Origin of the sequence: Mesorhizobium sp. J428, from assembly GCF_024699925.1 — a bacterium.
Taxonomy (GTDB): Bacteria; Pseudomonadota; Alphaproteobacteria; order Rhizobiales; family Rhizobiaceae; genus Mesorhizobium_A.
Genome location: NZ_JAJOMX010000001.1, coordinates 1,865,267 through 1,888,909 on the forward strand (window position 1 = coordinate 1,865,267; position 23,643 = coordinate 1,888,909).

Consider the following 23,643-nt stretch of genomic DNA (forward strand, 5'->3'; position numbering starts at 1 on the left):
CCCCGGACCGCCGTCATCCTCGGGCTTGCCCCGAGGATCTACTACCCTGTGAGGTCAGTTCACGACAGGACGCGATCGCATGAATCCAAACCCATCAGCCTCGGTAGATCCTCGGGACAAGCCCGAGGATGACGGCGCGGTCAGAGGACGCCATACGCAGGACGCCGCCACCAACCTCCTCACCGTCCGCGGCCGCATCGCCGCCGCCGAAAAGGCTGCGCGCCGCCCCGCCGGTTCTGTCCAGCTCGTCGCCGTCTCCAAGACCTTCGAGGCCGACGCCATCCGCCCCGTCCTCCAGGCTGGCCAGCGCGTCTTCGGCGAGAACCGCGTGCAGGAGGCGCAAGGCAAGTGGCCCGCGCTGCGGCAGGAATTCCCCGACCTCGAACTCCACCTGATCGGCCCGCTCCAGTCCAACAAGGCGAAGGAAGCGGTCGCCCTGTTCGACGTCATCGAGACCGTCGACCGCGAGAAGATCGCCGCCGAACTGGCGAAGGAAGCCGCGAAACAGGGCCGGCAGATTCGCTTCTACGTCCAGGTGAACATCGGTCAGGAGCCGCAGAAGGCCGGCATCGACCCTCGCGAGGCAGCCACCTTCGCCGCCCGCTGCCGCGACGTCCACGGCCTCGCCATCGAGGGCCTGATGTGCATCCCGCCCGCCGACGAAAACCCCGGCCCGCATTTCGCCCTGCTGGCGAAGATCGCCGCCGAGGCCGGCTTGGAAAAACTCTCCATGGGCATGTCCGGCGACTACGAGACCGCCATCGCCTTCGGCGCCACCAGCGTCAGGGTCGGCAGCGCCATTTTCGGCCATCGTTGAAAGCGACAGACAAGAATGCTATCTATCTGGCTAGCTAGCTAGGTCCAACCCCATGAACTGGCATCTCCAGGACGCGAAGAACAATTTTTCCAAGGTCGTGCGTCAAGCGCAGACCGAAGGCCCCCAGACAGTGACGCTGCGCGGCAAGCGCACGGCAGTGGTGATGTCCGCCGAGGAATACGACCGTATCATCGGCAACGAACCGAAAAAGTCGTTCATCGAGCATTTGCTCGCCTTCCCGGAGTTGGACGACGAGACGTTGGAAGTGATCAACCACCGCAGCAAGACACCGAGCCGTCCTCCAATCGACATCTAGCGCTACGTCAGATGTATCTGATTGATACCAATGTCGTTTCGGATGCCTACAAAGGCGTTGGTGAGCCGAAAGGTTGGCTTGCGGGTGTGGAGTCGCAGCATCTTTTCCTGAGCGTCATCACGATCGGCGAGATCGAACGCGGCGTCTCCATCTCGTTTGCGAGGAGCCCACGCAAATCCACACTTTTGGCCGAGTGGCTGAAAGAGCTTCGCAGTGAACATGCGGGGCGCATCATCGAGGTTACCGAGGATATCGCAATTCAGTGGGGTCGGATCTCGATGACAAAGACCCGCGGCGATGCCGACGGCCTGATCGCCGCCACCGCCCTGGTCCACGACCTCACACTGGTCACGCGCAATGTCGCCGACTTCGCCGATACGGGCGTGCGCCTGTTCAATCCCTGGCAGGACTGAGCGGGGCCGGCCCCCCCGGCCCCTCGCCCGTCAGCTCGCAATCTTGCCGCCGCCCTGCTTCGTGATCACCACCACCGACGGCCGGGTCGGCAGGTCGGGCGAGAAATCCGGCCAGCGGGTCGACAGATCCTCGTAGTAGGACGGGCGGCCGAACTCCTTCCAGTCCTCGCCGCCGTCGCCCGGATGCTGGACCGCGACGAACATCGTCTCGTCGTCGGCCGTCAGCAGCGGCCCGCACATCTCCGCGCCGACCGGTACGCGGAAGAACAGCCGCGAGGTCGCGCGCGCGTCTCCTTCCGTATCCACCGCCCACAGCCCGTCGGTGCGGCCCGTCGCCTTGGGCGAGTTGCCGTCGGTCGACACCCACAGCCTTCCGGCGGAATCGACGGCGCAATTGTCCGGCATGCCGAACCAGCCATTGGCCGTCGTTGCGGTCGAGAAGCTGGCGCCGACCTCGGCCACCGACGGATCGCCGCACTTCAAAAGCACGTCCCACCGGCTCTTCGTCGCCGTGAAGTCGCCGTCGGCCTCGGTGATCTCGATGATGTGGCCGAAGGCGTTCTTCGCGCGCGGGTTGGCCGCGTCGGCCTCCTCGCGCTTCGTATTGTTGGTCAGCATCACATAGACCTTGCCGTTCACCGGGTTCGGCTGCACGTCCTCGGGCCGGTCCATCTTCGTGGCGCCGAGCAGGTCCGCGGCGCGTCGGGTCTCGATCAGCACGTCGGCCTGGCTTTCGAAGCCGTTTGCGGCGGTCAGCGGGCCCTGCCCGAACACCAGCGGCAGCCATTCCATCGCGCCGTACTCGGCGAACTTCGCGACATGCAGCGTGCCGTCGTCGAGCAGGTTCATGTTGGCGGCGCGGTCGTCCGGATTGAACCGGCCGGTCGTGACGAACTTATAGACGTAGTCGAAGCGCTCGTCGTCGCCGAGGTAGAACACCACGCGACCGTCCTTGGCTACGATCGATTCCGCCCCCTCGTGCTTGAAGCGGCCGAGCGCGGTGCGCTTCTTCGGCGTCGAGGTCGGATCGTTGACGTCCACCTCGACGATCCAGCCGAAGCGGTTCGGCTCGTTCGGCTCCTTGCCGACGTCATATCGGTCGTAATGCGCGGCCCATTCGTACGAGCCCTCGGGAATGCCGAGCCGCTCGTAGTTCTGCGCCTCGCGATGCCCCGCCGGCAGTTCGCCGGAGAAGTAGCCGTGGATGTTCTCCTCGGCCATGATGTAGGTGCCCCATGGCGTCACGCCGCCGGCGCAATTGTTGACGGTGCCGAGCACCTTCGTGCCCGTGGGGTCGGCTGCGGTCTTCAGCCGGTCGCTGCCGGCCGCCGGGCCGGTGATCTCCATCGGCGTGTCGGCGGTGATGCGGCGGTTGAGCTTGCCGTCGCGCACCACTTGCCATTTGCCGTCGGCCTGGCGGATCTCGGCGATCGTGCCGCCATGCGCGGCGATCTCGATGTCGACCTGCTCCTTCGTCAGCGGCTTCTGCTCGAGCTTCTTCTTGCCGTCCTTCTCGACCACCGAAACGATGCCCGGAAACATCAGGTGCGGATTGGTGTATTCGTGGTTCACCACCAGCAGCCCGTGCTCGTTCGAGCCCTCCAGCGGGATGAAGCCGACATAGTCGTTGTTGTAGCCGAACTGGCGCGCCTGCGCCGCCGCCGACTGAGCGGCCGGATCGAAATCCGGCGCATCGGCGAAGAGCGGATCGCCCCAGCGCAGCAGCACGTCGGCATCGTAGCCGGCAGCCACATGATGCTTGTCGTCGACGCCTGCCTCGACCTCATCGAAGCTGAACGCCGAACCGGTCGCCCCGGCACGCGCCTCGTCGGCCAGCATCAGCGCCATCGGGCTCACCGTCGCCGCGATCGCGGTCACCGCCAGCGAGCCTTTCAGCAGGCTGCGGCGCGAGAAGCGCGCGGCGACGATTTCGCCCATGGACGGATTGTCGGTCGGGTTGTGGCCCGGTCCCTCGTTCTCTTCGAGAAGCGTGGTGCGGAACGGCGAGGGGGTCGACATGCGTGGCATCTCCGGCTGCGTTTGTCCGGTCTCGCCCCTATCGCCGGCAGATGACATGCGCGTGACGGGAAGGCCGTGATGCCGGGACGGGCAGGGATAGTCCAGTCCGGCCAGCCCGATTGGACCATGGTCTTAAAACGAAACGATCCGTTCTTATATCAATCAGGTTTTCCTCCATCCCGGAGCCTTTCCCATGCGATACAATCAGCTTGGCCGCACAGGCCTTTTCGTTTCCGAACTGTGCCTCGGCACGATGACCTTCGGCGAGGCCGGCGCCGGCGGCCAGTGGGGCCAGATCGCCAAGGTCGATCAGGAGGCCGCGGACCGCCTCATCGAGCGGTCGCTCGCCGCCGGCATCAACTTCTTCGACACAGCCAACGTCTATTCCTTCGGCGAGTCCGAAAAGATTCTCGGCCAGTCGCTCAAGAACCTCGGCGTGCGCCGCCAGGACGTGGTCATCGCGACCAAGTTCCACGGCGTCATGGGCAGCGGCCCCAACGAGCGCGGTTCCTCGCGCGGCCATATCATGGACCAGGTCGAGCAGAGCCTGGAGCGTCTCGGCACCGACCACATCGACCTCTACCAGGTGCACGGCACCGACACGGTGACGCCGATCGACGAGACGCTGCGCGCGCTCGACGACCTCGTCTCGCGCGGCCTCGTCCGCTATGTCGGCGTCTCCAACTGGCAGGCCTGGCGCATCGCCAAGGCCCTCGGCATCTCGGAACGCAAGGACTACGCCCGCTTCGAGACGGTCCAGTCCTACTATTCCATCGCCGGCCGCGACCTCGAACGCGACATCGTGCCGATGCTGACCGAGGAGAAGCTCGGCCTGATGGTCTGGTCGCCGCTCGCCGGCGGTCTTCTGTCGGGCAAATACGGCCCCGGCGCGCCGGGCAATGGCGAGGGCCGCCGCGCCTCCTTCAACTTCCCGCCGGTCGATGAGGAAAAGGCCTGGCCGATCGTCGCCATCATGCGCGACGTCGCCAAGGCGCACGACGCCACCGTCGCCTCGGTGGCGCTCGCCTGGATCCTCGCCCGTCCCTTCGTGATGAGCATCATCATCGGCGCCTCGCGGATGGACCAGCTGGAGCAGAACCTCGCCGCGGTCGACCTGCGCCTCACCGCCGACGAGCTCGCCCGCCTCGACGAGGCAAGCGCGCTTACGCCCGAATATCCGGGCTGGATGCTGGAGCGCCAGGCCGCCGGCCGCGTGCCGGCGCCGTTCGTGCCGAAGAAATGAACCCGCCCGCCGCGAATGTCAGACGCCATAGGGCCTGGCATTCGCGGCGAGGAACGCGCGGACGCGAACCGAGCCGTGATCGCCGATGACGCAAAGATAGTCTGTTCGACTAAGTAAGAGGCATATCGTGGCCCCGCATACGCGAAGCACTCGTGGCGGCACGCAATTAAACCACTGATATCCTGCAAGATTTTCCCCGCGAAGCAAGGTACCGCGTCTTTCGGAACTGGCATAACGCTTGCTTGTTACAGCATGGCCATCGCAATGCCGCGCGCAGGGGCTCAAGGTGAGGACCTTTGATCTCAAGCAGATAGACTCGTCGACGAGATTCGGCTTCTGGCGGGAGGTTCTGTGCAACGTCTACGTTGCGCTGGACTCCGAGCCGGTCTCTCGGCACGAGTTCGTCGGCGCGGTCACGGAGCATCCGTTCTCCGACTTTTCGGTTTCCAACATCAGTTCGCAGAAGCAGCTCATTTCCCGCAACGCCAGGGGTATCCGCCGCGACACCGACTCGTTCTGCTTTCTGAATCTTCAGGTCAGAGGGTCGTGCCGCGTCGTGCAGGCGAAGCGGGAGACGGTGACGAATCCGGGCGAATTCAGCATCGTCGATTCGACCGAGCCCTTTCTGCACGACTATTTCACCGATGAATGGGAGATGCATTCCTTCAAGATCCCGAAACGGGTTCTCGATACGCATATGGACGTCCAGCACGACTGCGTGGCCCGGAAGGTAACAGACCGGACACCCGTCGGAAAGATCGCCATCGACTATCTCACGGCCATCGCGAGAAACCCGCAAAGCCTTACCGGCAACGCGATCGATCTGAACAAGATCATGGTCGATCTCATCGGACTGTCGCTGGGCCGGGCGCAGGACGTGCACGAAGGGCGCAGGAAGAGCTGGAGAGCGGGGCTCTGCCACTCCATCCTCAGCTACATCGAGCTGAACTTTGCCGATCCCGAGCTGACGCCGTCGAAGGTTGCGGCGCATTTCGGCATATCCACGCGCTACCTTCACATGATCATGGAGGAGCGCGACCAGACCTTCGGCCAGAGCCTGCTAAGGAAGCGCCTCGAGCGGAGCGCGCAAAACCTGCTCGACGAGCGCTGCGTCAACATATCGGACGCAGCGTTCAGGGCTGGCTTCAACGACCTGTCCCACTTCAGCCGGGTCTTCCGGCAGCACTATGGGATGTCTCCTCGCGAATACCGGAACTCCCTCTCGGATCCCGAGAGCCGGCCGCTGATTTGATCGGGGCCGCATGCCCGGCCTGTTCGCACGGCCGGGCACGCGTGTCCCGTATCACATGCCGGTCATGCCGCCGTCGATCGTGTACATGCTCCCGGTGATGTAGGACGCCTTGTCCGACGCGAGGAAGAGAACCAGATCCGCGATCTCCTCGGGCTCGGCATAGCGCTTGAGGCCGGTCAGGTTCTCGAACTGTCCCTTCACCGCGACCGGATCGGTGGCCGATATGCCCGCCTCGATTTCCCGCATCATGCGCGTCTCGACCGGCCCGGGGCAGACCGCATTGACGCGGACCTTGGAGGCGGCGACCTCCGCGGCCGCGGCTCGCGTGAGCCCGATCACCGCATGTTTGGAGGCGGTGTAGACGCCGAGCGAATGGAAGCCGATGAGTCCTGCCATCGAGGACGTGTTCACCACGGCCCCGCCCCCCTGGGCGATCATTTCCCGCAGCACGTATTTCAGGCCGAAGAAGCAGCCCTTCACGTTGACGTCGAGGATCTTGTCGAGCGTATCGGCGTCCGTGTCGATCAGCAGGCCTGTCTTGCCCTCGACGCCGGCATTGTTGAAGAAGACGTCGATGCGTCCGAACTTTGCCTTTGTCGCCGCGACGAAGCTCTCCACTTCGCTTTCCTTGGAGACGTCCGCCGCGATCAGGACGCAGCGGTCGGGGTCCAGTGCGAGTTCCCTGGCCATTGCCTCGAGAGACGGCTGAGCCAGATCGATGAGCACCAGCTTGGCGCCCTGTTCGAAGAACGCTTTCGTCGCGGCCTTGCCGATGCCACCGGCAGCGCCGGTGATGAGGACTGTCTTGTCTTTGAATTCCATGGCTTTGCTCCGGTTTTCTGGTCGCGCGGGTGCGGGCGGACGTTGCGCCGGCTTGCCGCCGTCGGTCCGAAAGCCCTTGCACGCCGCGAAGATGGGTTCGCCCGCTGCGGAACAGGGGCGGTGAAGTCGCTGCTGTTCGGCGCGCCTGGCCGGCTGACGAGGCGCGTCGCGACAGGTTTCAGGAAGCCTGCGTGAACTCGGTGAACTTCACCTTGTATTCGACGTCGCGCCGGCTGAACTTCCAGGCGCCGTCTTCGAGTTCGAGCCAGTCATGGTAGACGCAGATGCTGCCCTCGGCCTTGCCGTCCTTGACGCAGAAGAACTGCAGGTAGGCTTTCTGCCGCGCGGTGTTTCCGTCGAAGTCGATGACTTCGTTCGTGGTCAGGTGGTGCATCTTGCCGAAGGCGTCGTTGCAGATCTTGACGAAGGCTTCGAGCTCGGCCGGTCCCTTGGGGCGCTGCCCCTCGATCAGGGCGTTGAAGACACCGGTCTTCGTGAAGCAGGCAGCCCAGGCTTTGCCGTCGGCTTCATCGACCGCATAGTTGTATTTCGCGTTGAGCATCTTGATTTCCTGCACGTCGGCGGTGCGTGCGACGCTTGTCGTCTCGGTCATTTAGTTCCCCTTTTCTCGTTGATTTCGCGTGAGGCGTGCGCGGACAGCTCGCCTCCATCGAAATCTACGGGCTTTCCGACCGCGGCTCTTGGCGGACAGGGAAGCGAGATTTTGCAATGAGGGAAGGATTGCGGTGAGCGCCGCCATCGGGCTTGGCGCGCATCACTCCGTTCGTGGACGACATCCGGTGCTGGAGCGCCAGGCCGCCGGCCGCGTACCTGCGCCGTTCATGTCGAAGAACCGCGCCGCCGCGAATGTCAGCCGCCGTAGGGCCTGACATTCGCGGCGAGGAAGTCGAGGAAGGCGCGAACGCGGGCCGGCAGGTGGCCGCCCTGGCCGACATAGATCGCGTGCAGCGGCTCCTCGTCGCCGGGATTGAAGTCTTCCAGCACCGGCACCAGCGTTCCCGCGTCGATGTCGCGCTGCACGTGGTAGCGCGACAGCCGGCCGATCCCGCCTCCGGCCAGCGCGGCCAGCCGCATCGCTTCGCCGTCGCTGACGAGCACGTTGCCCTTCGGCGCGAAGGTTGCGACACGACCTGCGCCGTCGAGCAGCGGCCAGCCGTCCACGGCGCGCGCAAAGCCGAAGTCGAGGCAGTTGTGGTCCGCGACATCCTCCGGCAGCCGCGGCGTGCCGCGGCCGGCGAGGTAGGAAGGTGCCGCGACGATCACCATGCGGCTCTGCCACAGCTTGCGCGCGATCAGCCGCGAATCGCGCAGAGGGCCCGCCCGTATCGCAACGTCCGCGCGTTCTTCCAACAGGTCCACCACCCGGTCGGTCAGCGATACGTCCACCGTCACCCCGGGATGGCCTGCCAGGAAAGACGGCAGCAGCGGCAGCAGGTAATGCTGTCCGAAGGGAATGTTGCAATTGACCCTGAGCCTTCCCCGCGGCGTGGCGCCGGCGGCGGCCTCCCGCTCGGCCATGTCGATCTCGGCCAGGATGCGCAGCGCGGTCTCGTAGAATGCCGCGCCTTCGGGCGTGAGCTGCAGGCGCCGCGTCGTCCGGTTGATCAGCCGGGCGCCCAGGCGGTCCTCGAGGCGGCCGATCAGCTTGCTCACCGCCGACGGCGTCATGCCAAGCAGCGCCGCGGCGGCCGAGAACGATCCCCGCTCCACCACGCGGACGAACACGTCCATCTCGCCGGACCGGTTGATGTCGAGCCTTGCCATTTGTGAATTGATCTCACGAATGATGTTCTTGCCGCAAGCCTGTTGCCGTCGCCCCCGCGCACCGATCTTCGGCGGCGCGCTGATGCGCCGGACCAACGGGGACAGGACATGCCAATCGCCCTTTACGCACTTGCAGCCGGAGCCTTCGGCATCGGCGTCACGGAATTCGTCATCATGGGGCTGCTGCTCGAGGTCGGCAACGATCTCGGCGTCTCCATCTCCGCCGCCGGCCTGCTGATCTCGGGCTATGCGCTCGGCGTCGTGGTCGGCGCGCCGCTGCTGGCCGCCTTCACCGCGCGCTGGCCGCGCAAGACGGTGCTGCTCGCGCTGATGGCCGTCTTCACGCTCGGCAATCTCGCCTGTGCGCTCGCCCCCGACTACTGGATGCTGATGGCCGCCCGCGTGCTCACCGCCTTCGCGCACGCCTCCTTCTTCGGCGTCGGCTCGGTCGTGGCGACAGGCCTCGTCCCCTCCGACCGCAAGGCGACCGCGATCGCCGTCATGTTTACCGGGCTGACCGCCGCCAACGTGCTCGGCGTTCCCTTCGGCACCTGGCTCGGCCAGGCCTATGGCTGGCGCGCGACGTTCTGGGCCGTGACGCTCATCGGTCTCGCCGCCGTCGCCATCATCGCCGCCTTCGTACCGCGCGATTCCGGCGACGAGGCGCCGGAAGAGACCAGCGGCGGCGCGTTGTCGGTCCTCGGCCGCCGCACCGTGCTGATCGGCCTGCTCACCACTGTCCTGTCCTGGGTCGGCGTCTTCGCCGCCTTCACCTACATCGCCCCGATCCTCACCGGCATCTCCGGCTTCTCCGAGAGCGCCGTCTCGCCGATACTGCTCGTCTTCGGCGGCGGCCTCGTGGTCGGCAACCTCCTGGGCGGCCGCCTTGCCGACCGCCATCTCGTCCCGACAATGATCGGCAGCCTCGCCGTGCTCTCGGCGGTGCTCCTCGCAATGACCTTCGCCATGCACGACAGGATACTCGCGGTCGTCTTCGTCGGCCTGCTCGGCGCGGCCTCCTTCGCCACCGTGGCGCCGCTGCAGATGTGGGTGCTGAAGAAGGCCGACGGCGCCGGACAAAGCCTGGCATCGTCGTTCAACATCGCCGCCTTCAACCTCGGCAATGCGCTCGGCGCATGGCTCGGCGGCGTCGTCATCGACCACGGCCCCGGCCTCGGCGCGATCACGCTCGTCGCCGGCCTGGTGCCGCTCGCGGCGATCGCCTCGGCGCTGGTCGGCCTGCGCGCCGAGCGGCGCGGCGACCGGTTCGTGCCGGCGGAATAAGCCACCGGCGGCAGGCGCCGCCTCTCCACCCAACCCTGCAATCAAGGAATCTGACCATGGAATATCGTCGTCTCGGCGCATCCGGACTTAAAGTGCCCGCCCTCTCCTTCGGTGCCGGCACGTTCGGCGGCGCCGGCCCGCTCTTTGGCCACTGGGGCACCAGCGACGCCGCCGAGGCGCGGCGGCTGGTCGACATCTGCCTCGAGGCCGGCGTCAACCTGTTCGACACGGCCGACGTCTATTCGGCCGGCGCCTCGGAAGAGGTGCTGGGCGCGGCCATCAAGGGCCGCCGCAACGAGGTGCTGATCTCGACCAAGACGTCGCTGCCGATGGGCGAGGGGCCGAACGACTCCGGCTCGTCTCGCTCCCGCTTGATCAGGGCAGTGGAGGATGCGCTGCGCCGGCTCGGCACCGACCATATCGACCTGCTGCAGCTGCACGCCTTCGATGCCGGCACGCCGGTCGAGGAAGTGCTGTCGACGCTGGACACCCTCATGCGCGCCGGCAAGCTGCGCTATGTCGGCGTCTCCAACTTCTCCGGCTGGCAGTTGATGAAGTCGCTCGCCCTCGCCGACCGGCACGGCTGGCCGCGCTACGTCGCACACCAGGTCTACTATTCGCTGGTCGGGCGCGACTACGAATGGGAGCTGATGCCGCTCGGGCTCGACCAGGGGGTGGGCGCGCTGGTGTGGAGCCCGCTCGGCTGGGGCCGCCTGACCGGCAAGGTCCGGCGCGGCCAACCGCTGCCCGTAGGAAGCCGGCTGCACGAGACGGCGAGCTTCGGCCCGCCGGTCGAAGACGAGCACCTCTACCGCGTGGTCGATGCGCTCGACGAGGTCGCCCGGGAGACCGGCAGGACCGTGCCGCAGATCGCCATCAACTGGCTGCTGCGCCGCCCGACCGTGTCGTCCGTCATCATCGGCGCGCGCAACGAGGAACAGCTGCGCCAAAATCTCGGCGCGGTGGGCTGGTCGCTCGCGCCCGAGCATGTCGCGAGGCTCGATGCCGCGAGCGAGGTGACCGCGCCCTATCCCTATTTTCCCTACCGGCGGCAGGAGGGCTTCGCCCGGCTCAATCCGCCGGCGGTGTGACGGCGACGTCGGCGGACAAGCAGGCGGCCGGTCTTTTGCCGGACCGCCCCGCGCCGGCCTCAGTTCAGCAGGATCTCGCCATCGACCATCCGCCATTCCGACGGTGAGATCAGCTTCTTGTGGGTGTAGCGGATCGAGTGCAGCGGGCCTTCGAGCTTCGCGCGCCAGAAGTCGAGAAAGCTGGTGAGCACCGGAAACTTCGGCGCCAGATCGTAGTCCTGCCAGAGATAGGTCTGCAGGACGCCCGGGTGGTCGGGCATCCGGTAGAGGATTTCGGCCGTCGTCAGGCCGTAGCCCCGGAGCATCAGTTCGAGTTCCTTCGTGTCGCGCATGCTGGTCCCCGTGTGTTTCTCCTTCCTCCCAACGCAAAACTGTGCGCCCGGATCGTTACCCGTCTATTGACATTTTCGTGAAGAGAGCAGATTTAGCCAATGAATCCAGTATGTTAGCAGCATGACATATTGAGTGCTGCCAACGCCGGCCGCATCCCGCGCACCCGCAGTGCGTCAAGCCGCCGCGCGAATCCAAGGTCTAATGTTGCCGCTCCGCCCGAATTGCTAATAATGCGCCCGAATTCGCGGATGCTGAGACCGCGAAGCCACCGGCGCTCAGCCGGTGCGTGACCAGTCCGGGGAGGAAAGCATGTCGGAAGTGAATGTCCACAAGGTCCAGCCTGCGTGGAAGAAGAACGCGCTGATCGACAACGACACCTATCTCAAATGGTATGCCGCGAGCGTGAAGAACCCCGACCGGTTCTGGGGCAAGCACGGCAAGCGCATCGACTGGTTCAAGCCCTACACCAAGGTCAAGAACGCTTCGTTCAAGGGCAAGGTCTCGATCAAGTGGTTCGAGGACGGCCAGACCAACGTCTCGTACAACTGCATCGACCGTCACCTGAAGAAGCGCGGCAACCAGACCGCCATCATCTGGGAAGGCGACAACCCCTACGACGACAAGAAGATCACCTACAACGAGCTCTACGAGCACGTCTGCCGCCTCGCCAATGTGATGAAGAAGCACGGCGTCAAGAAGGGCGACCGCGTCACCATCTACATGCCGATGATCCCGGAAGCCGCCTATGCGATGCTCGCCTGCACGCGCATCGGCGCCATTCACTCGATCGTCTTCGGCGGCTTCTCGCCCGACGCGCTGGCCGGCCGCATCGTCGACTGCGAATCCACCTTCGTCATCACTGCGGATGAAGGTTTGCGTGGAGGAAAAGCGATTCCTCTGAAGGAAAACACCGACAAGGCGATCGACATCGCCGCCAAGAACCACGTGATGGTGAAGAAGGTCGTCGTCGTGCGCCGCACCGGCGGCAAGGTCGGCTGGGCGCCGGGCCGCGACGTCTGGTACCACGACGAGGTCGCCTCGGTGAAGCCCGAGTGCAAGCCGGAGAAGATGAAGGCGGAAGACCCGCTGTTCATCCTCTACACCTCTGGCTCCACCGGCAAGCCGAAGGGCGTGCTGCACACCACCGGCGGCTATCTCGTCTACGCCTCGATGACGCATCAATACGTCTTCGACTACCATGACGGGGACATCTATTGGTGCACCGCCGATGTCGGCTGGGTCACCGGCCACAGCTACATCGTCTACGGCCCGCTCGCCAACGGCGCGACGACGCTGATGTTCGAGGGCGTGCCCAACTACCCGTCCGTCTCCCGCTTCTGGGAGGTCATCGACAAGCACAAGGTCAACATCTTCTACACCGCTCCCACCGCCATTCGCGCCCTGATGGGCGCCGGCGACGCGCCCGTGAAGAAAACCTCGCGCAAGAGCCTGCGCGTGCTGGGCTCGGTCGGCGAGCCGATCAACCCGGAAGCCTGGGAATGGTATTTCAACGTCGTCGGCGAGAAGAAGGTGCCGATCGTCGACACCTGGTGGCAGACCGAGACCGGCGGCATCCTGATCACCCCGCTGCCGGGCGCGACCGACCTCAAGGCCGGCTCCGCCACGCGGCCCTTCTTCGGCGTCGAGCCGCAGCTCGTCGACAATGACGGCAAGGTGCTGGAGGGTGCCGCCGACGGCAATCTCTGCATCACCGAGTCCTGGCCGGGCCAGATGCGCACGGTCTATGGTGACCACGAGCGCTTCATCCAGACCTACTTCTCCACCTACAAGGGCAAGTATTTCACCGGCGACGGCTGCCGCCGCGACGAGGACGGCTATTACTGGATCACCGGCCGCGTCGACGACGTCATCAACGTCTCCGGCCACCGCATGGGCACGGCGGAAGTCGAGTCGGCGCTGGTCGCCCACGACAAGGTGTCGGAGGCCGCCGTCGTCGGCTACCCGCACGACATTAAGGGCCAGGGCATCTACTGCTACGTCACGCTGATGTCCGGCGTCGAGCCGACCGACGACCTGCGCAAGGAGCTCGTCGCCTTCGTCCGCAAGGAAATCGGCGCCATCGCCTCCCCCGACAAGATCCAGTTCGCCCCCGGCCTGCCCAAGACCCGCTCCGGCAAGATCATGCGCCGCATCCTGCGCAAGATCGCCGAGGACGATTTCGCCGCACTCGGCGACACGTCGACGCTGGCCGATCCGGCCGTGGTGGATGATCTGATCGGGAACCGGCAGAACAAGAAGGCTTAGGTTCGTCTGAGACGTCCCACCCTGCACGCCGTCATCCTCGGGCTTGACCCGAGGATCTGCTGCCCGTCGCGAACACGCGACGACGGTGCCGCCAGCCGGCCGAGGTTGGTAGATCCTCGGGTCAAGCCCGAGGATGACGGCAGTGTGTCAGGGAAAATCGCCGGATGCTCTCCCACTCTGCGAAAGCCGTCGACGCAGCGAATGCCCCCTCACCGTCTCGGGCTCCGCCCGATCCACCTCGCCCCCATTTCATGGGGGCGAGGAGTAGTAGCTTAGCCGTAGCGCCCTCGGCGATTGGCGTCTCCTCTCCCCCGGGCAGGGGGAGAGGTGCCACGCAAAGCGTGACGGTGAGGGGGTGATTGCCCTTCGTAGGGTCGGGTCGCTACCGTAAGACACAAGCCGGCAGATATTGAACCATCTCGCGTCCTGGCCCGTTGATCCGTCATGCCCGCCGCTACAAACCCCGCCGCCCAGATCCTCGCCCTGCGCATCCCCGCAAACGGCGGCACCCCCCAACAACGACCGCCACCCCGCGATCGTTGCCCGCGGCGCGATCCGTCCCTCACCGAATGACCCCGACGGCTCCATCCGCCGCCTGTTCGAGGCGAACGGCTGGCGCGGCACATGGACCTGGCAGGTCTTCCGCTACCACCACTTCCACCCCGACGCCTTCGAGGTGCTGGGTGTAGCCACCGGATCGGCGGTGCTGGTCATCGGCGGTGAAGCAGGCCGCCGGCTGGAGGTCGAAGCCGGCGACGTGCTGCTGCTTCCGCCGGGCTGGGGACACTGCATGTTGTCCTCATCCCCCGACTTCGCCATCTGCGGCGCCTATCCGCCGGGGCAGGAGAACTACACGGTGCGGCGGGCGAGCGAGGGATATGACGAGGGCGTGATTGCGGAGATCGCTGCGGTGGAGATTCCAGAGACGGATCCGGTGTTCGGGCCGCGAGGAGAGCTGTTGGGGAAATCGATCCCTGATCCCTAAAACCTTGAGGTTTGGATCAGTGTCCCTGCTGTAGGAAATCGATTGCGGAGATGATTTCGTCGCGATGTCCGGACAGGCTGGAGATCGGCTTCTTCAATTGTCGCGCGCTTACCGCGCTCATCAGCGGTGTCGCCATGAGCATGCGTCGGCCGCCGATTTCAAAGACTGGATACAGCCTCTGCACCGCCGGCGGACTGCCTTTCACGGGCATAAGCGGAACGACCAGGCGAGTGTCAAGATAGTCGAACGTATCGTGCTGTATGTCGAGCAGGAGCAGATTGGGCCCATCCCCCTGATAGACGTCAAATCGCGCCATCAGAACAACCTGTACTTCTCGAGCGGCAATCCGTTCTCGCGAACCCAGTCATTCCAGCTCTCGAGCGCCTCGCGATTCTCTTCCTTCCAGCGGCGGTTCTTTTCCGCTCGCACGGCATCGGTGATCGCCTCTTCGGCGATCCGCGAGACATTGAGTTCAAGTTCCTTCGCCTCGGAAATCAGCCGCTGATCCAGCGACAGGTTCGTCGCCTTGCGCTGCGGCTTAGGTGTTTTCGTCAACATGTGCATCTCCCATGCGCATAAAGTATGCGCATCAATCCTGATTTACAAGCACGGTGGTGCTGATTCCGTCGAGTGGTAGCGTGTTACTCGAAGCCCCTAAACTCGGAAAACGGCAATCCGTGTTCCGCGAAGTATCGATTGTTCTCCTCGATCGCCTCGCGGTTTTCTTCCAGCCAAAGCTCCGACTTTCTGGCTGCGACTGCTTTCGCGAGCCCCTCCTCGACAATCCGCGAAACGTCGAGCTCAAGTTCCCTCGCCTCGGCGACGACCCAGTCATCCAGCAACAGCTTCGTCGCCTTGCGCCTCGGCTCTGACATCTTCGTCGACATGCATGCCTCCAATGCGCACATGGTATGCGCACGCTCCCTGCTCCGCAATCGACCGCGCGACGCACACAAACCCCACCCGGTGGATCGATTTCCATCGATCTCCGCGTCCTCGCCTGACAAGCCATTGTTTCCGTTCGCTATTCTCCCTTTCCGATTCATTCTTTATCCCCGTTGTCCAGGGCCGGCTTAGAATCGCCTCCGCTGGTCGAAAGGGCGCGGAATGGACTGGGACGAAATCATCGACGGACAGCTTTCCGGCCTGAAGCGGATCCTCGCCATGCTCGTCGCGATGGCCGCCATAGGCGCGGGCGGCACAACGCTCAGGCGTCGGGCCTATTACGGCGTGCTCCGGCTGCTGCGGCCCGCCGAATCCGCTGCCCGTAGGCTGGTCATCATCGCCGCGCGCGGCCTCGTCGTCGCACTCCCGCCGCGCCGGCCGGCGCGGCCGCGGCCGAAGCGCAGGTCGATCTATGTCCGCCCCGGCGGTACCGGCATCGTCGTTCCCTACGGCACCGCCATGCCGGATGCCCGCCCGCCGAGCCGCACCCTCGGCTTTCGCCTCTTCGACCCGCCATACCGGATCGTCCTGCGCCGCTCGCCGCCGAGAACCTCCGTGCCGCGCATTGCGTCCTTCGGCTGGGACGGGCCGAGCCGGTCGCCCGGGCCTACCCCGCGTTCGGACACGGTCGATACGACCCGGCTCAACCTCCGCATCGCCGCGCTCGCTCGTGCCCTGGAGGATCTGCCGAAACAGGCGCTCCGCTTCGCGCGCTGGAAGGCCCGCCGGGCCGCGGGGCTGATCCCCTGGCGCTGGCCGCTCCGGCGCGGCTCCATCCCCGGGATGCCCCGCGCGCAGGTCATGCGGCGGAACGGCGAAATGGCCGAGATCCTCGACGACACGGATTACTTCGCGAAGATGGTGCTGAGCGCCGACACGTCCTGAACGCACCCGCCGGCCGAACATCGCAAACCCGTTGACCGGCCGCGGCCGAACGCGTCCGCGCGCCTCCACGTGTGGGCGGGTCCCGTTGCTTCGCAACTCCCGCCCGTTCGACGCCTATGAAAGGTCCACCGGACCTTTCATTCTGCCTGCGGCAGACCGGCGTCTCACCCCTCGATCTCCTCGCGCAGCATCTCCAGCTCCAGCCATTCCTCCTCCATGGCGTGGAGCGCGGCGCGCTCGGCATCGAGGCTGGCGGCGATCTTCTGAAAGCCGGCCGGATCTTTCGAAAACAGCGCCGGATCGGCCAGCCTCGCTTCCAGCGCCGCGATCTTCGCGCCCGCCTCCTCCATCTTCTTCGGCAGGTTTTCGAGCGCGAACTTCTGCTTGTAGGACAGCTTCTTCGACGACGGCTTGGCTGCCTGCGAGATGGAGGCCGGCGAAGCACCTTCGTCCTTGGCCGCCTTCTCCCTGCCGCCGCGTCGTTCAAACGTCTTCGACCCGCGCTGCGCCAGCATGTCTGCATAGCCGCCGGCATATTCGACCCAGCGCCCGTCGCCCTCCGGTGCGATGGTCGAGGTCACGGTGCGGTCGAGGAAGTCGCGGTCGTGGCTGACGAGGATCACCGTGCCGGCAAAGCCCGCCACCAGCTCCTGCAGCAGGTCCAGCGTCTCCATGTCGAGGTCGTTGGTCGGCTCGTCCAGCACCAGAAGGTTCGCCGGCTGCGCCAGGATGCGCGCCAGCATCAGCCGCGCCCGCTCGCCCCCCCGACAGTTCCCTGACCGGCGTCCGCATCTGCTCCGGCTTGAACAAAAAGTCCTTCATGTAGGAGGCGACGTGCTTGTCCTGTCCGTTCACCGTCAGGCTCTCGCCGCGCCCGCGCGTCAGGTAATGCGCCAGCGTCTCGTCCGGATCGAGCGACTCCCGCTTCTGGTCCAGCGTCGCGATCTCCAGGTTCACGCCCAGCCGAACCGTGCCCGCATCCGGGGCCAGGTCGCCGATCAGCATCCGGAGCAGCGTCGTCTTGCCCGCGCCATTGGGCCCGACGAGGCCGATCCGGTCGCCGCGATTGATGCGGATGGAGAAATCCCGCACCACGTCGACACCGTCATAGGCCTTGGCGATCCCCTTCGCCTCGATCACCAGCTTGCCGCTTTCGGCGGCGTCGCTGGCCGCCATCTTCGCCACGCCCTCCGCGCCGCGATGGGTGCGGTGCTTCTGCCGCATCGACTGCAGCTCGCCCAGCCGTCGCATGTTGCGCTTGCGCCGCGCCGTCACGCCATAGCGCAGCCAGTGCTCCTCGCGCACGATCTGCCGGCCGAGCTTGTGCTGGTCGCGTTCCTCTTCCTCCAGCACCTGGTCGCGCCATTCCTCGAAATGCGCGAAGCCGCGGTCCAGCCGCTTCGTCTGCCCCCGGTCCAGCCAGATCGTCGCGCGCGACACCCGTTCGAGAAAGCGCCGGTCGTGCGAGATCAGCACGATCGCCGATTTCGACCGCTGCAGTTCCTCCTCCAGCCACTCGATCGTGGCGAGGTCGAGATGGTTGGTCGGCTCGTCCAGCAAAAGGATATCCGGCTCCGGCGCCAGCACCCGGGCAAGTGCGGCCCGCCGTGCCTCGCCGCCCGACAGCGTCTTAGGGTCTTCCTCGCCGGTCAGCCCGAGATGTTCCAGCAGATAGGTCACGCGGTGCGGATCGTCCGCCGGCCCCCTCCCCGCCTCGGCATACGCCCGGACAGTGTCGAACCCGTCGAAGTCCGGCGCCTGCGGCAGGTAGCGTATGGTGGCCGAGGGATGCCGGAACACCTCCCCGTCCTGCGCCTCGACCAGCCCCGCCGCCACCTTCAGCAGCGTCGACTTACCCGACCCGTTGCGTCCGACCAGCGCGATGCGGTCCCCCGCCGTGACCGACAGGTCCGCCCCGTCGAGCAGCGGCGTGCCGCCGAAGGTCAGCCGGATGGCGTCGAGCTTGAGAAGGGGAGGTGCCATCAGGAAACAGGATCCAGAGGTTGTGCGACGAGCAGCGCCCGGCCCTTGCCGAGGACCACGATGAGCCCGCCGGTCACCCGGTTGGAGATGGTGAGCGAGGAGCCGAATTCCATGTGGATCCGGTCGAGCGGCCACTCCGCTCCCTCGATGCTCAGCCCCTCTAGATCGGTGAAGCCGAGGATCGAGAACAGCGTGCCATAGCCATAGTCATAGGAGTTGGCGCCCGGCAGCACCGGCCGCCCTTCCTGCGCGCCGCTGGAGAGCGTCACATCGAGGCCGCGCTCGGCCAGCCGCACGGCGAGCGCCAGGTGCAGGAACTCATGGTCGGTTCGGTTTCCCCCGAACGCGCCGAGGATGACGAGCGACGTCGCACCCCTTGCGATGGCGATGTCGATCGCCAGCTCGCCGTCCGTCTTGTCCTTTGCCGCCGGAAAGGTCTCGCGCGGCACGTCGCGATGCGCCTCGAAGTCGTCGGCGGATGCGGAATCGAAGTCGCCGACCCACAGCTCCGGCACGATGCCGAGCGCTGACGCATGGCGTATGCCGGAATCCGCCGCGATCACGCGCGCCCCCGCCGCAAGCCGCGCGACGCGCGGCGTCACGGTCAGCTCGCCGCCGAGAAGGATCGAGAAGAGGCTCATCGCGGCGCGTCTAACAGACCTTGGCGGGCGGCGAAAGCGTTCGGGACCGGATGCGCCGTGGAACGTTCGCCGGCTTGTCAGCGTTGTGGCGGACCTCCACGCTGAGGGGCGTCCCGATGGAATCGCTTGCGGCCGAGTTCGGCCACCCCACCTACACGCCGTTTCCGGTCATCGTCGCCCGGCTGCTGCTGGCAGCCGTGTTCGGCGCGGCCATCGGCTTTGAACGCGAATGGCGAAACCGGCCCGCCGGTCTGCGCACGCACATCCTCGTCTGCGTTGCCGCCGCTGCCTTCGCCATCCTGACGACCGAGATCGTACACGCGCCGATGTTCCGGATGGAGAATGCGCGCTTCGACCCGATCCGCGTCGTCGAGGCCGTCACCGCCGGCGTCGCCTTCCTCGCAGCCGGCGTGGTCATCTTCACGAAGGGCGAGGTCCACGGCCTCACCACGGGCGCCGGAATGTGGCTCGCCGGTGCCATCGGCGTCGCCGGCGGCCTCGGCTTCTGGCAGATCGCCCTTCTGGCGACGATCATTGCCCTGGTCGTGCTGGGCCTGCTCCACGCGCTGGAGGCGAGGCTGGACCTCGACGGGGAAGTCGCTTCGACCCGAAAGTCCGCGGAGCGGAAGACCGGGCCAAAGAGCGACGATCCGACCCATGACGAACCGGCCCGCTGACGCGAAGCTGTGAATTGCCCAATTCCCCGCGCGGTGGTATGAGCCGGCGCATGGAATGCCTGTTCGGAAATCCGAGCTACAGACAGTTCACGCTGCAGGACCGCAAGCGCCTGCCGGCGCGCTTCTATGCGGCGATTTCCGGCGCGATGACCTGCCGACTTCGGTGACCGGCCGCGGCACAGCCGCCCTGCACCGCATTCCAAGCTCCAGCCACGGATAAAAGCCATGAGCGCACCGCGCACTCTCTACGACAAGATCTTCGACGACCACATCGTCGACCGGCAGGACGACGGCACCTGCCTGCTCTACATCGACCGCCACCTCGTGCATGAGGTCACCAGCCCGCAAGCCTTCGAGGGCCTGCGCATGACCGGCCGCACGGTCCGTCATCCGGAGAAGACGCTCGCCGTCGTCGACCACAACGTGCCGACCTCCAAGGACCGCGTGAACGGCATCAAGAACGAGGAAAGCCGCATCCAGGTCGAGGCACTGGCGAAGAACGCCGCCGATTTCGGCGTCGAATACTATTCCGAGAAGGACCGCCGCCAGGGCATCGTCCACATCATCGGTCCCGAGCAGGGCTTCACCCTGCCCGGCATGACCATCGTCTGCGGCGACAGCCACACCTCGACCCACGGCGCCTTCGGCGCGCTGGCGCACGGCATCGGGACCTCGGAGGTCGAGCACGTGCTCGCCACCCAGACGCTGATCCAGCGCAAGGCGAAGAACATGCTGGTCCAGGTCGACGGCCAGCTCCCGCCCGGCGTCGGCGCCAAGGACATCATCCTCGCCATCATCGGCGAGATCGGCACGGCCGGCGGCACCGGCTACGTCATCGAATATGCCGGCGAGGCGATCCGCTCGCTGTCGATGGAAGGCCGCATGACGATCTGCAACATGTCGATCGAGGGCGGTGCGCGTGCCGGCCTGATCGCGCCGGACGAGACCACCTTCGCCTATGTGAAGGACAAGCCCCGCGCGCCCAAGGGCGCGGCGTGGGACATGGCGCTCGACTACTGGAAGACGCTGAAGACCGACGAGGGCGCGCATTTCGACCGCATCGTCAGGCTCGACGCCGCCAAGCTGCCGCCGATCGTCACCTGGGGCTCCTCGCCCGAGGACGTCGTCTCCGTCACCGGCGAAGTTCCTGATCCGGCGAAGATCGAGGACGAGAACAAGCGCGCCTCGAAATACCGTGCGCTGGAATATATGGGTCTGACCCCCGGCACCAAGATGACGGACGTCACCATCGACCGCGTCTTCATCGGCTCCTGCACCAACGGCCGCATCGAGGACCTGCGTCAGGTCGCGGCCGTCGTCGAGGGCAAAAAGGTCAACCCCAAGGTCAACGCGATGATCGTTCCGGGTTCCGGCCTGGTGAAGGCCCAGGCGGAAGCCGAAGGCCTCGACAGGATCTTCATCGAGGCCGGCTTCGACTGGCGCGAGCCGGGCTGCTCGATGTGCCTGGCGATGAACGACGACCGCCTTGCCCCGCACGAGCGCTGCGCCTCGACCTCGAACCGCAACTTCGAAGGCCGCCAGGGCTTCAAGGGCCGCACCCATCTGGTGTCGCCTGCCATGGCGGGTGCCGCCGCGATCGCCGGCCACTTCGTCGACATCCGCGACTGGAGCTGACGGCGTTCAGCCCCTTAGGGTAAGAGAGGCCCGGCATGTCCGGGCCTCTTTCCGTTCGAGTCTACCGTCGCACGATCTCGTGCCAGGAATCCCATACACCCGGGCGGTCCTTGGCCACCACGAGCGCGAGTTCTTCACGGTCGAAAACCTCGAACCAGTCGCTCCACTCGACCAGCTCGCGGCCTCCAGCATTCTGGGCGCGTTCCGCCTGGTCGGTATCCTGGTAGGCGATCTGGCCGAAGACGAGCGTGAGCATCGGCTGCGTGCCGCCCGCGGGTGAGATGTCCACGATTGCCGGCACGCCGGCTCGCGCGGCGGCCCAGTCGCGGATCGCCTCATGGTCGGTAAGGGTGACGGTGTCGGTCATGCTTCTTCTTCTCCTGACTGTAGGCGGTAAGCTCCGCCCTTGATTGCGGTTCCATCCGGCAGTTAACCAGATGTTCGCCCGCTGTCTGCTAGAACGGGATCAATACGAAGGATTTCATGAGCAGCGCCGTCTTCATCCTGATGATCAATGTCAGCGTTGCGGCGCTGCTGGCGATCACGTTTCTGGTGATCGCGAACTACGACAAGGCCTTCGTCTCCGCCCGCTGGATCAGCGCCGCCTATGCCATCGGCGCCGTCTATTCCGCGTCGGAGTTTCTCATCTCCCGTTTCCCCGCCTCGACGATCGTCGCGACCGCCTCCTATTCGGCCCTGCTCGTCGCAATGTCAGCCTACTGCGTCGGCATCGCCAGAAAATACGACGTCCGGCCGCCGTGGCGGATGCTTGTCCTCCTCCTGGTCGGCTCGATCCTGCTGAATCTCTACACGCAGACCCTGCCGCGCGAATTGATCTTGCGCAATGTACTTTGGCAGCTGCCCTATGGCGTGATCCAGGCGGTCTCGATCTGGGTGATGCTGCATGCCCGCAGGCTCGGCCGCCTCGGCAGGGGACTGGTGGGAGTGCTGGGGCTGAGCTCGATCTACTTCGTGATGAAGCCGCTGGTCGCGATCGAAACCGGTGGCCCCGGTGGCACGGCCGGTTCCTATCTCGACAGCTTCTATGCCCTGATCTCGCAGTCGACCGGCATCATCCTGGCGATCGCCGTCGCGCTGATGACGCTCGCCGTCTATGTCGGCAAGATGCTGTCGGACGCGACGCTGAAGTCGGAGACCGACACGCTGTCGGGCCTGCTCAACCGGCGCGGCTTCGTCGACCGGGCGGACGAGATCCTGCGCACCGCCGACCGCTCGGGCGGGCCGGTGACGCTCATCCTCGCCGACATCGACCATTTCAAGAACGTCAACGACACATACGGGCACGAGGCCGGCGACCGCGTTATCCAGGCCTTCGCCGGCGTAATGCGCGAGGTCGCGGGCGAGGAGCATGCCATCGGCCGCATCGGCGGCGAGGAATTTGCCATCGTCCTGTCCGGCACGGAGCTTTCGACCGCCCGGCTCATCGCCGAAGGCGCCCGCGTCGCCTTCTCGCAGTCAGCGGTCGAAGGGCTTACCGACATCGCAGCCTGCACGGCCTCGTTCGGGGTCGCGCAGCGCTATTCCGGGGAATCCTACGAACAGCTGCTGCGCCGCGCGGACATCGCCCTCTACGAGGCCAAGAATTCCGGACGCGACTGCGTCCGCACCGCCCCACCGGTCATCCGACCGAATGACAATGGCAACGGGAGCCATACGGAAAACCGCCGCATGTTCCGCGACAAGAGGTAGGTTCGCTCAATCGCAGACGCGGCGTGCCGGGGTCGGGACAACGCCGTCCGGCAGGCCGTACATGTAGCTGCGGCCCTTGAACATGCCGGGCACGGTACGGCAGTTCCGATAGGAACGGCGTTCGGCACCTTCCTCGTCATAGTATCCGTCAGGCTCGGCGACACCCTGCTGCGCCTGATACTCCGCCAGCACGTGGCCCTTCCCGACAATGATGCGCTTGTAGCCGGCAGGGCTGTACACGATCAGGTTGCCGAACGAATCCGCATGATATCGCTCGCCATATGCATCTCCGGCGAGCGCCGGGACAGCCGCGACGACCAGGCCCGCCGCAAGCGGCAGGACGCGAAGGATGGGGAATTTCGAACGCATGGCCTGTCCTTTCCGGGCGAAAGCTTCCGTTCCGTTCGATCCGAGATTTAACCATTTCTTAACCATTGTCACTGTTTGCCGTTCCCGTCGGCGCAGGGATTAAGAAACATGGTTAACGAGGATCGCGCCGGCTTGAAAAAGATCCCGGCAGGAGGCTAGCTATCGTCATGGGG

The 23,643-nt window shown here is 65.6% G+C and carries 25 protein-coding genes and 1 pseudogene; 14 read left to right on the top strand and 12 right to left on the bottom strand.

Annotated elements, in window-relative coordinates; translation table 11 throughout:
• The first annotated feature begins 79 nt into the window (after window positions 1-79).
• From LRS09_RS09320 to LRS09_RS09330, 3 genes are read left to right on the top strand one after another with little or no spacing between them, the layout of a single operon-like run.
• Window positions 80-817 (top strand): YggS family pyridoxal phosphate-dependent enzyme, encoded by a 738-nt coding sequence (locus LRS09_RS09320; protein WP_257805475.1) that lies wholly within the window; start codon window positions 80-82, stop codon window positions 815-817.
• A 52-nt stretch (window positions 818-869) separates the two neighbouring features.
• Window positions 870-1,133: a type II toxin-antitoxin system Phd/YefM family antitoxin gene (locus tag LRS09_RS09325; RefSeq protein WP_257805476.1), complete on the top strand. Its 264-nt coding sequence runs from the start codon at window positions 870-872 to the stop codon at window positions 1,131-1,133.
• An 11-nt stretch (window positions 1,134-1,144) separates the two neighbouring features.
• Window positions 1,145-1,546 (top strand): type II toxin-antitoxin system VapC family toxin, encoded by a 402-nt coding sequence (locus LRS09_RS09330; protein WP_257805477.1) that lies wholly within the window; start codon window positions 1,145-1,147, stop codon window positions 1,544-1,546.
• Between the two features lie 30 nt (window positions 1,547-1,576).
• On the opposite strand, the gene LRS09_RS09335 is transcribed toward LRS09_RS09330, so the two are convergent.
• The gene (locus tag LRS09_RS09335; RefSeq protein WP_374684826.1) at window positions 1,577-3,565 is read right to left on the bottom strand and encodes a PhoX family phosphatase; all 1,989 of its coding nucleotides are present in this window, start codon (window positions 3,563-3,565) and stop codon (window positions 1,577-1,579) included.
• 193 nt (window positions 3,566-3,758) lie between these two features.
• On the opposite strand from LRS09_RS09335, the gene LRS09_RS09340 reads away from it, so the two are divergent.
• Window positions 3,759-4,808: an aldo/keto reductase gene (locus LRS09_RS09340; protein ID WP_257805485.1), complete on the top strand. Its 1,050-nt coding sequence runs from the start codon at window positions 3,759-3,761 to the stop codon at window positions 4,806-4,808.
• A gap of 286 nt (window positions 4,809-5,094) precedes the next feature.
• The gene (locus tag LRS09_RS09345) at window positions 5,095-6,060 is read left to right on the top strand and encodes a helix-turn-helix domain-containing protein (RefSeq protein ID WP_257805488.1); all 966 of its coding nucleotides are present in this window, start codon (window positions 5,095-5,097) and stop codon (window positions 6,058-6,060) included.
• Between the two features lie 51 nt (window positions 6,061-6,111).
• Here LRS09_RS09345 and LRS09_RS09350 read toward each other — a convergent pair whose 3' ends face one another.
• Window positions 6,112-6,882 (bottom strand): SDR family NAD(P)-dependent oxidoreductase, encoded by a 771-nt coding sequence (locus LRS09_RS09350; protein WP_257805489.1) that lies wholly within the window; start codon window positions 6,880-6,882, stop codon window positions 6,112-6,114.
• A gap of 178 nt (window positions 6,883-7,060) precedes the next feature.
• A complete protein-coding gene (locus LRS09_RS09355) occupies window positions 7,061-7,495 on the bottom strand; it encodes a nuclear transport factor 2 family protein (RefSeq protein ID WP_085467305.1) in 435 nt (144 codons plus the stop codon).
• A 133-nt stretch (window positions 7,496-7,628) separates the two neighbouring features.
• Between LRS09_RS09355 and LRS09_RS09360 the strand changes: the two genes are divergently transcribed.
• Entirely contained in the window at window positions 7,629-7,772 is a 144-nt protein-coding gene (locus LRS09_RS09360; protein ID WP_257805492.1) for a hypothetical protein, read from the top strand.
• On the opposite strand, the gene LRS09_RS09365 is transcribed toward LRS09_RS09360, so the two are convergent.
• Window positions 7,753-8,667, bottom strand: a complete 915-nt coding sequence (locus LRS09_RS09365; RefSeq protein WP_257805494.1) for a LysR family transcriptional regulator — start codon at window positions 8,665-8,667, stop codon at window positions 7,753-7,755. The genes LRS09_RS09360 and LRS09_RS09365 overlap by 20 nt on opposite strands.
• A 108-nt stretch (window positions 8,668-8,775) precedes the next feature.
• Between LRS09_RS09365 and LRS09_RS09370 the strand changes: the two genes are divergently transcribed.
• Window positions 8,776-9,951 (top strand): MFS transporter, encoded by a 1,176-nt coding sequence (locus LRS09_RS09370; protein WP_257805496.1) that lies wholly within the window; start codon window positions 8,776-8,778, stop codon window positions 9,949-9,951.
• A 56-nt stretch (window positions 9,952-10,007) separates the two neighbouring features.
• On the top strand, window positions 10,008-11,042 hold the full coding sequence (locus LRS09_RS09375; protein ID WP_257805499.1) for an aldo/keto reductase: 1,035 nt from the start codon (window positions 10,008-10,010) through the stop codon (window positions 11,040-11,042).
• A gap of 59 nt (window positions 11,043-11,101) precedes the next feature.
• Here LRS09_RS09375 and LRS09_RS09380 read toward each other — a convergent pair whose 3' ends face one another.
• Window positions 11,102-11,374 carry an usg protein gene (locus LRS09_RS09380; RefSeq protein WP_257805501.1) on the bottom strand — a complete coding sequence of 91 codons (273 nt, stop codon included), beginning with the start codon at window positions 11,372-11,374 and terminating at the stop codon, window positions 11,102-11,104.
• Window positions 11,375-11,684: 310 nt separating this feature from the next.
• On the opposite strand from LRS09_RS09380, the gene acs reads away from it, so the two are divergent.
• Window positions 11,685-13,640: an acetate--CoA ligase gene (gene acs, locus LRS09_RS09385; RefSeq protein ID WP_257805505.1), complete on the top strand. Its 1,956-nt coding sequence runs from the start codon at window positions 11,685-11,687 to the stop codon at window positions 13,638-13,640.
• 409 nt (window positions 13,641-14,049) lie between these two features.
• Window positions 14,050-14,625 carry a cupin domain-containing protein gene (locus LRS09_RS09390; protein WP_257805507.1) on the top strand — a complete coding sequence of 192 codons (576 nt, stop codon included), beginning with the start codon at window positions 14,050-14,052 and terminating at the stop codon, window positions 14,623-14,625.
• 16 nt (window positions 14,626-14,641) lie between these two features.
• Here the strand turns inward: LRS09_RS09390 and LRS09_RS09395 are convergent, their stop codons facing one another.
• From LRS09_RS09395 to LRS09_RS09405, 3 genes are all read right to left on the bottom strand, one after another.
• Entirely contained in the window at window positions 14,642-14,941 is a 300-nt protein-coding gene (locus tag LRS09_RS09395) for a CcdB family protein (RefSeq protein ID WP_257805508.1), read from the bottom strand.
• Entirely contained in the window at window positions 14,941-15,183 is a 243-nt protein-coding gene (locus LRS09_RS09400; RefSeq protein WP_257805510.1) for a type II toxin-antitoxin system CcdA family antitoxin, read from the bottom strand. The genes LRS09_RS09395 and LRS09_RS09400 overlap by 1 nt, the downstream gene beginning before the upstream one ends.
• 83 nt (window positions 15,184-15,266) lie before the next feature.
• Window positions 15,267-15,512 carry a type II toxin-antitoxin system CcdA family antitoxin gene (locus LRS09_RS09405; protein WP_257805511.1) on the bottom strand — a complete coding sequence of 82 codons (246 nt, stop codon included), beginning with the start codon at window positions 15,510-15,512 and terminating at the stop codon, window positions 15,267-15,269.
• Between the two features lie 220 nt (window positions 15,513-15,732).
• On the opposite strand from LRS09_RS09405, the gene LRS09_RS09410 reads away from it, so the two are divergent.
• Window positions 15,733-16,455 (top strand): hypothetical protein, encoded by a 723-nt coding sequence (locus LRS09_RS09410; RefSeq protein ID WP_257805512.1) that lies wholly within the window; start codon window positions 15,733-15,735, stop codon window positions 16,453-16,455.
• 164 nt (window positions 16,456-16,619) lie between these two features.
• On the opposite strand, the pseudogene LRS09_RS09425 reads toward LRS09_RS09410, so the two are convergent.
• Window positions 16,620-18,438, bottom strand: a pseudogene (locus LRS09_RS09425) (ABC-F family ATP-binding cassette domain-containing protein).
• Window positions 18,438-19,079, bottom strand: a complete 642-nt coding sequence (locus LRS09_RS09430; protein ID WP_257805514.1) for a thiamine diphosphokinase — start codon at window positions 19,077-19,079, stop codon at window positions 18,438-18,440. The pseudogene LRS09_RS09425 and the gene LRS09_RS09430 overlap by 1 nt, the downstream one beginning before the upstream one ends.
• A 116-nt stretch (window positions 19,080-19,195) precedes the next feature.
• On the opposite strand from LRS09_RS09430, the gene LRS09_RS09435 reads away from it, so the two are divergent.
• Window positions 19,196-19,756, top strand: coding sequence for an MgtC/SapB family protein (locus tag LRS09_RS09435; protein WP_257805517.1), 561 nt, complete (start codon window positions 19,196-19,198; stop codon window positions 19,754-19,756).
• Window positions 19,757-19,981: 225 nt separating this feature from the next.
• On the top strand, window positions 19,982-21,391 hold the full coding sequence (leuC, locus tag LRS09_RS09440; RefSeq protein WP_257805519.1) for a 3-isopropylmalate dehydratase large subunit: 1,410 nt from the start codon (window positions 19,982-19,984) through the stop codon (window positions 21,389-21,391).
• A 61-nt stretch (window positions 21,392-21,452) separates the two neighbouring features.
• Here leuC and LRS09_RS09445 read toward each other — a convergent pair whose 3' ends face one another.
• Window positions 21,453-21,758: a hypothetical protein gene (locus LRS09_RS09445; RefSeq protein ID WP_257805520.1), complete on the bottom strand. Its 306-nt coding sequence runs from the start codon at window positions 21,756-21,758 to the stop codon at window positions 21,453-21,455.
• Between the two features lie 116 nt (window positions 21,759-21,874).
• Between LRS09_RS09445 and LRS09_RS09450 the strand changes: the two genes are divergently transcribed.
• Complete coding sequence (locus LRS09_RS09450) at window positions 21,875-23,101, top strand: GGDEF domain-containing protein (protein ID WP_257805521.1); 1,227 nt, start codon at window positions 21,875-21,877, stop codon at window positions 23,099-23,101.
• A 6-nt stretch (window positions 23,102-23,107) separates the two neighbouring features.
• Here LRS09_RS09450 and LRS09_RS09455 read toward each other — a convergent pair whose 3' ends face one another.
• The gene (locus LRS09_RS09455) at window positions 23,108-23,470 is read right to left on the bottom strand and encodes a hypothetical protein (RefSeq protein ID WP_257805523.1); all 363 of its coding nucleotides are present in this window, start codon (window positions 23,468-23,470) and stop codon (window positions 23,108-23,110) included.
• Window positions 23,471-23,643: the final 173 nt, after the last annotated feature.

Excerpts from the sequence above, each read along its gene's own strand:
- LRS09_RS09400 (WP_257805510.1), bottom strand. The coding sequence starts at position 15,183 with ATGTTGACGAAAACACCTAAGCCGCAGCGCAAGGCGACGAACCTGTCG.
- LRS09_RS09335 (WP_374684826.1), bottom strand. The coding sequence starts at position 3,565 with ATGTCGACCCCCTCGCCGTTCCGCACCACGCTTCTCGAAGAGAACGAG.
- leuC (WP_257805519.1), top strand. The coding sequence starts at position 19,982 with ATGAGCGCACCGCGCACTCTCTACGACAAGATCTTCGACGACCACATC.
- LRS09_RS09340 (WP_257805485.1), top strand. The coding sequence starts at position 3,759 with ATGCGATACAATCAGCTTGGCCGCACAGGCCTTTTCGTTTCCGAACTG.
- acs (WP_257805505.1), top strand. The coding sequence starts at position 11,685 with ATGTCGGAAGTGAATGTCCACAAGGTCCAGCCTGCGTGGAAGAAGAAC.
- LRS09_RS09355 (WP_085467305.1), bottom strand. The coding sequence starts at position 7,495 with ATGACCGAGACGACAAGCGTCGCACGCACCGCCGACGTGCAGGAAATC.
- LRS09_RS09435 (WP_257805517.1), top strand. The coding sequence starts at position 19,196 with ATGGAATCGCTTGCGGCCGAGTTCGGCCACCCCACCTACACGCCGTTT.
- LRS09_RS09410 (WP_257805512.1), top strand. The coding sequence starts at position 15,733 with ATGGACTGGGACGAAATCATCGACGGACAGCTTTCCGGCCTGAAGCGG.
- LRS09_RS09375 (WP_257805499.1), top strand. The coding sequence starts at position 10,008 with ATGGAATATCGTCGTCTCGGCGCATCCGGACTTAAAGTGCCCGCCCTC.
- LRS09_RS09430 (WP_257805514.1), bottom strand. The coding sequence starts at position 19,079 with ATGAGCCTCTTCTCGATCCTTCTCGGCGGCGAGCTGACCGTGACGCCG.
- LRS09_RS09320 (WP_257805475.1), top strand. The coding sequence starts at position 80 with ATGAATCCAAACCCATCAGCCTCGGTAGATCCTCGGGACAAGCCCGAG.
- LRS09_RS09330 (WP_257805477.1), top strand. The coding sequence starts at position 1,145 with ATGTATCTGATTGATACCAATGTCGTTTCGGATGCCTACAAAGGCGTT.
- LRS09_RS09395 (WP_257805508.1), bottom strand. The coding sequence starts at position 14,941 with ATGGCGCGATTTGACGTCTATCAGGGGGATGGGCCCAATCTGCTCCTG.
- LRS09_RS09365 (WP_257805494.1), bottom strand. The coding sequence starts at position 8,667 with ATGGCAAGGCTCGACATCAACCGGTCCGGCGAGATGGACGTGTTCGTC.
- LRS09_RS09450 (WP_257805521.1), top strand. The coding sequence starts at position 21,875 with ATGAGCAGCGCCGTCTTCATCCTGATGATCAATGTCAGCGTTGCGGCG.
- LRS09_RS09455 (WP_257805523.1), bottom strand. The coding sequence starts at position 23,470 with ATGCGTTCGAAATTCCCCATCCTTCGCGTCCTGCCGCTTGCGGCGGGC.
- LRS09_RS09405 (WP_257805511.1), bottom strand. The coding sequence starts at position 15,512 with ATGTCGACGAAGATGTCAGAGCCGAGGCGCAAGGCGACGAAGCTGTTG.
- LRS09_RS09380 (WP_257805501.1), bottom strand. The coding sequence starts at position 11,374 with ATGCGCGACACGAAGGAACTCGAACTGATGCTCCGGGGCTACGGCCTG.
- LRS09_RS09370 (WP_257805496.1), top strand. The coding sequence starts at position 8,776 with ATGCCAATCGCCCTTTACGCACTTGCAGCCGGAGCCTTCGGCATCGGC.
- LRS09_RS09445 (WP_257805520.1), bottom strand. The coding sequence starts at position 21,758 with ATGACCGACACCGTCACCCTTACCGACCATGAGGCGATCCGCGACTGG.
- LRS09_RS09350 (WP_257805489.1), bottom strand. The coding sequence starts at position 6,882 with ATGGAATTCAAAGACAAGACAGTCCTCATCACCGGCGCTGCCGGTGGC.
- LRS09_RS09325 (WP_257805476.1), top strand. The coding sequence starts at position 870 with ATGAACTGGCATCTCCAGGACGCGAAGAACAATTTTTCCAAGGTCGTG.